5 protein-coding genes are annotated in these 4,801 nt (G+C 29.4%); 2 read left to right on the forward strand and 3 right to left on the reverse strand.

What is annotated here, in order from left to right:
* Positions 1 to 207: hypothetical protein (locus ACKVOV_RS10015; RefSeq protein WP_409206620.1), on the forward strand; the 207-nt coding region annotated here is incomplete at its 5' end.
* 70 nt (positions 208 to 277) lie between these two features.
* Here the strand turns inward: ACKVOV_RS10015 and ACKVOV_RS10020 are convergent.
* A complete protein-coding gene (locus ACKVOV_RS10020; protein WP_409206621.1) occupies positions 278 to 1,483 on the reverse strand; it encodes a M28 family peptidase in 1,206 nt (401 codons plus the stop codon).
* A 236-nt stretch (positions 1,484 to 1,719) separates the two neighbouring features.
* Between ACKVOV_RS10020 and ACKVOV_RS10025 the strand changes: the two genes are divergently transcribed.
* Positions 1,720 to 2,379 carry a hypothetical protein gene (locus tag ACKVOV_RS10025; protein ID WP_409206622.1) on the forward strand — a complete coding sequence of 220 codons (660 nt, stop codon included), beginning with the start codon at positions 1,720 to 1,722 and terminating at the stop codon, positions 2,377 to 2,379.
* A gap of 104 nt (positions 2,380 to 2,483) precedes the next feature.
* Here ACKVOV_RS10025 and ACKVOV_RS10030 read toward each other — a convergent pair whose 3' ends face one another.
* Together ACKVOV_RS10030 and ACKVOV_RS10035 are read right to left on the reverse strand one after the other, a co-directional pair.
* Entirely contained in the window at positions 2,484 to 3,602 is a 1,119-nt protein-coding gene (locus tag ACKVOV_RS10030) for a GTP cyclohydrolase (protein ID WP_409206623.1), read from the reverse strand.
* Positions 3,602 to 4,672 (reverse strand): transporter, encoded by a 1,071-nt coding sequence (locus ACKVOV_RS10035; protein ID WP_409206624.1) that lies wholly within the window; start codon positions 4,670 to 4,672, stop codon positions 3,602 to 3,604. The genes ACKVOV_RS10030 and ACKVOV_RS10035 overlap by 1 nt, the downstream gene beginning before the upstream one ends.
* Positions 4,673 to 4,801 lie beyond the last annotated feature (129 nt).

A 4,801-nucleotide genomic window follows, 5' to 3' on the forward strand; every position in this document is an offset into this window, starting at 1 on the left:
AAATCGTTTAATGCTTTAATTGAAAAAGGACATTCTATTATTGTTATCGAACACAATCTAGATATGATAAAATGTGCCGATTGGGTTATCGATCTTGGTCCTGAAGGTGGCGAAAATGGTGGACAAATACTTGCTATTGGAACTCCTGAAGAAATTGCAAAAAACAAAAAATCGATTACCGGAAAATATTTGAAAGAGAAACTGTAAATAAAAATCGCAAATTGATAAACTTGCATTAGCCTATCAATTTGCGATAAAAATTATTCGAATTTTATAATTATTCAATCACAATTTTCTTACTTATTTTTTTATCACCAGCATTCAGAATTGCTAAATAAAGTCCTTTAGTAAGACTAGTAATATTTATTTTCTCTAACTGATTAGGATTTGTAATCGTTTTTTCTAGAACTACTTTGCTATTTATATCTATTAATGAAAATTTATATTCTTTTTCTGTTAACAAACCCAAATTGATATTAATAAAATCTTTAGTAGGATTTGGGAAAAAACTCACCTGAAAATCAGAATTAAAATCCTGATTATTTAAGACTGTACTCGCAACTGCAAAATGTAGCATTGCCCCAGTAGCGGCTTTAGCAACTTTATAGTTGTAAACAGGATCCATATATATTAACAAATCCGTCGCAGTATGCTTGTGAGTTGTTTCATTGGTTTCAAAAAAACCTGTAATTATTTCATTATTAGCTTGAAATGGCATATAATCTGAAGCGTAAGCATAATTCAAAAATGTTTGTAACGGAGAATAAAGTCCAACACAAGTTATTAGCTCATTAGTAATTGTATTTGAAGCTGCATTATTAGTTGATGGAGATCCGTTTGTATCACGTTCACAAGTAATAGTATTATTCGTCATTCCAGCAACTCCTCCCACTTCATCAATATTAAAAACTAACTTAATATTCATTTTTGGAGTTGTTGAATTTACTACCGAAGACACAAAATGTTGGCTACCATACAAACCTTCTTCTTCTCCTGTAAAATTGATAAATTTGATAGAATATTCAGTAGGAACATTCTGTAACAAACGAGCAACTTCTAATATACTTGCCAAACCACTTCCGTTATCATTTGTTCCTTTAGATCCTGTATTACTTATATTATAAGAATCATAATGTCCGCATATAATAACATAAGTATTTGGATAAAGTGTTCCAATTTTTGTAACCACTAAATTTTTTACTGTTGCTGTAGAACCAGAATAGGTATAAGGATCTTCAACTATTTGACTTGCTGTATATCCGTAACTCGTATATTTATCTTTTAGCCAAGTTAATGTATTAGCTAATGCTGCTGATCCTCTAGATTTTACACCTAAATTTTCATATTCAGTTAAGTTATTTGTAACATTAGTTTGAGAAACTTGGTTAGCAATATCAGCATAAGCTTGTATAAAAGTTTGTGCAAAAGCACCATTTAAAGACAATAAAAAAATAATTATAAACTTATGCGTAACTGTTTTCATAATTGCAAGTAGGTTTTTAGTTTAGCAAATATATAAAAAAAAGCAAATAAAAAAACCATTAACAACTTGAAATTAACAGTTTAATTATCAATTATTTAAATAAAAATGAATATTAAATGTAATGTGTTTTTAATTTTTGGCACGCAAATTGAATAAGTAATTATAACAAAAAATATTTATTGTTCGAGGAAGCTAAAAATCGTAAGAGTAAGCAAAAACTATTAAATTATTATATCATGAAAAAAATTACTCTTTTAGTAGCCAGCATCTTCCTGGTAGGAAATATGGCAAATGCGTCAGAAAACCCTGTATTTTCTGATAACACAACAATTGCAAGATTCAGTTTTGATGAACCAATAGCATTTACAGAACGTGGAATCGGGTTTTATGTGTTCCCAAATGGTGAATTTGATTTTAACACCAGACCACAAGACTCTGAAGGAGATTATTACTACAAAACTGCTGGAAAAAGAGCAGGGAGCGAAGTAAATAGAAGACCTGAAAATTACGGAGTTCGTATCGAGCACGATGCTTTTGGTAGAGTAAGAAGAATTGGGAATACTTTTATCAATTACGATTATAATGATCGTGTAAGTAGAATTGGTTCAGTTTATATGAAATATAACAATTTTGCACTTACTCAAGTAGGTGGTTTAAGAATTATTTATAACAGAAGAGGTCAAATTGTAGATATTTTTGGAACTGTAAAAGGTTATCATACTTCATATTATAACGGAAATAATCACGGTGGTTACAATGGCTATCAAAATAATGATGATTATAATGATAGTTCAAATAATCCTAATGATGATTACTACTATTATAAAGCTGATGGCAATAAAGCAAAAATAGAAAATTCAGCCAGTGATATAAAGGAAGACAAGGATAAAAAATAATTTATATGCTGGTTACATATAAGTTTGGTTAGGTTGGTTTGTTTATTAAAGACTCCGTGCATTAGTAATAATGACGGAGTTTTTTATTTGATTACTTTATAATATTACAAATCCTTTTTAAACGTTTTTCTTCTACAAATAATCTTAGGGTTAAAATTTTTCCAAAGTAAATGTATGGCGTGATTATCTGCTAATTCAGGTGTTCTGATGCAATTTTGAATTCCTTTTGCAACGAATGTGGTATGCATTTCTTTGAAAATAATAGCATGAACTCCTTTATTTTGGTATTCTGGATGAACTCCAATTAGGTAAAAAGTTACATCTTTGCTATTTTTTCTAGCATTTAGCAAATGTAATAAACCAAAAGGGAAAAGCTTGCCTTTGGCTTTTTGTAAAGCTCTCGAAAAACTAGGCATTACGATTGCAAATGCAACTAGATTTTCGTCTTTATCCTCTACAAATTTAATGTATTCTGGATTTATAAACGAAATATATTTTTTCTTAAAATATTCTTTTTGTACATCTGAAATGGCTACAAAAGAGGATAAATTTGCGTAAGAAACATTAAACAAATCAAACATTTTATCTACATAAGGTAAAACATCTTTTGTTTTTTTAAAATTTAAAGCTTTTAGCTGGTATCTTCTTTTTATTAATTCTTGTGCTTTGTCAAAAAACTCTAATTTTACATTTGAGAAAGGAAATTTGTTTTCTAGATATTCTTTTTCAACAACAAAACCTAGTTGCTCAAAATGAGTGGAATAATAAGGGAAATTATACCAGGTAATCATGGTTCCAATTTCTTCAAATCCTTCAGTAAGCACACCAACTTTATCGAGATTAGAAAATCCCATTGGACCTTCAATATGATCGAGATTATTTTTTTTTCCTAATTCGTATACTTTTTCAAGTAATGCTTTTGTAACCTCAACATCATCTATAACGTCAAACCAACCAAAACGAACTTTCTTTTTTTGTTGGTCATTTACTTCGCTCCAATTAATAATTGCAGCAATTCTTCCAACAATTTTATTATCTCTATAAGCTAAATAAAAGTAAGCATCTGCATTTTCAAAAGCAGGGTTTTTTGTTTTATCGAAAGTTTCAAGTTCATCTGCAATAATTGGCGGAACCCAATATTTATTGTCTTTATATAATAAAAAAGGAAACTTGATGTAATCCGTAAGTTCGCTTTTGGTTTTTGCTTCTTTTATAGTAATCATTATGGAGTTGTCTTTTCTTCTTCGATATCGTCTAAACGTTTTTTCTTTGTTTCCTGAACTGGCTGGTCATCTCCGTCAGGTTTATTTTTTCTAGCTTTTTTCTCAGCTTTTGCTTTTGCTTTATCTAATTCTTCTTGCGATTTAGAGCCTTTCGAATTTTTGTCCTTATCTTCTTTCTTTTCTTTCACTTCTTTTCCATCCTTAATTTGAATGTCTTTGTGTTTTTTGTCGAAACGCCAAGAAAACCCTATTCCTCCATATAATAATGATGGTGTCGATTTGATATTTTTACTAATAGAAGCATCAACTTGAATGTTGTTTTTTAGTAAATGTGTTGCACCCATTGTAAATATTCCATCAGAATAATAATTACCTTTTACCGCTTTGTTTTCTACGAAAGCAGCCCATTTTTCATTAATTGCTCTAGTTAAGGTAAATACTGATCCAAAATTTGAATTATTAGATGTTATCTTATCTGCAATTATATTACTGACTAAAACCCATTTCACACCAAAATGGTGTTGTGTAATAAGCATGATTTTAGGACTAATTACCGATTCGTCGGGAATACTGTAATCGTTTTTCATTACATAATTTACTCCTACATAACCTGATATAGCAGGGATAAACTGTTTCCAACTTATTTTATGATTTGCTTTCCAACTGTATATATTTGGTTTTGCAGGTCCTTTCTTGAATGGATCATAAAACAAATATTTTGCTCCAAAAGTTGTTTGTTTTAAACCACTTCGACTCTTACTTATCGAATCTGCTACGGAATATTTATCTAATTGAAATTGAGCTTCCAAAATGAATTCCAACTGCTCTTTTATAAATCCGCCACGAGCAGCAAAATCTAAACCAAATCCTCGGGCATCATAATTTCTTACATCATGAGATTCATTAATATAATATAATCCGCTTTCTACCTGATATATTTTTTTACCAACAGCAAATGCTCCCATAGATTTTCCTGGTCTATTAGAATTTATTTGATCTGTAAATTGACCATAATTTGCAATTGAAGTTAATAAAACTCCTGCTACAAGTATCGATTTGAATAATTTCATAAAAATTTTATTTTCAACAAACCAAATGTAGTATATTTTATAATTATACACAGACTAAAATATAAATTTCATACAATCTCTTTTTAAGATTTTATATCATCAAAATATTTCATAAAAAAAGGGTTTGGC

The organism is Flavobacterium sp., from assembly GCF_046153165.1.
GTDB lineage: Bacteria > Bacteroidota > Bacteroidia > Flavobacteriales > Flavobacteriaceae > Flavobacterium.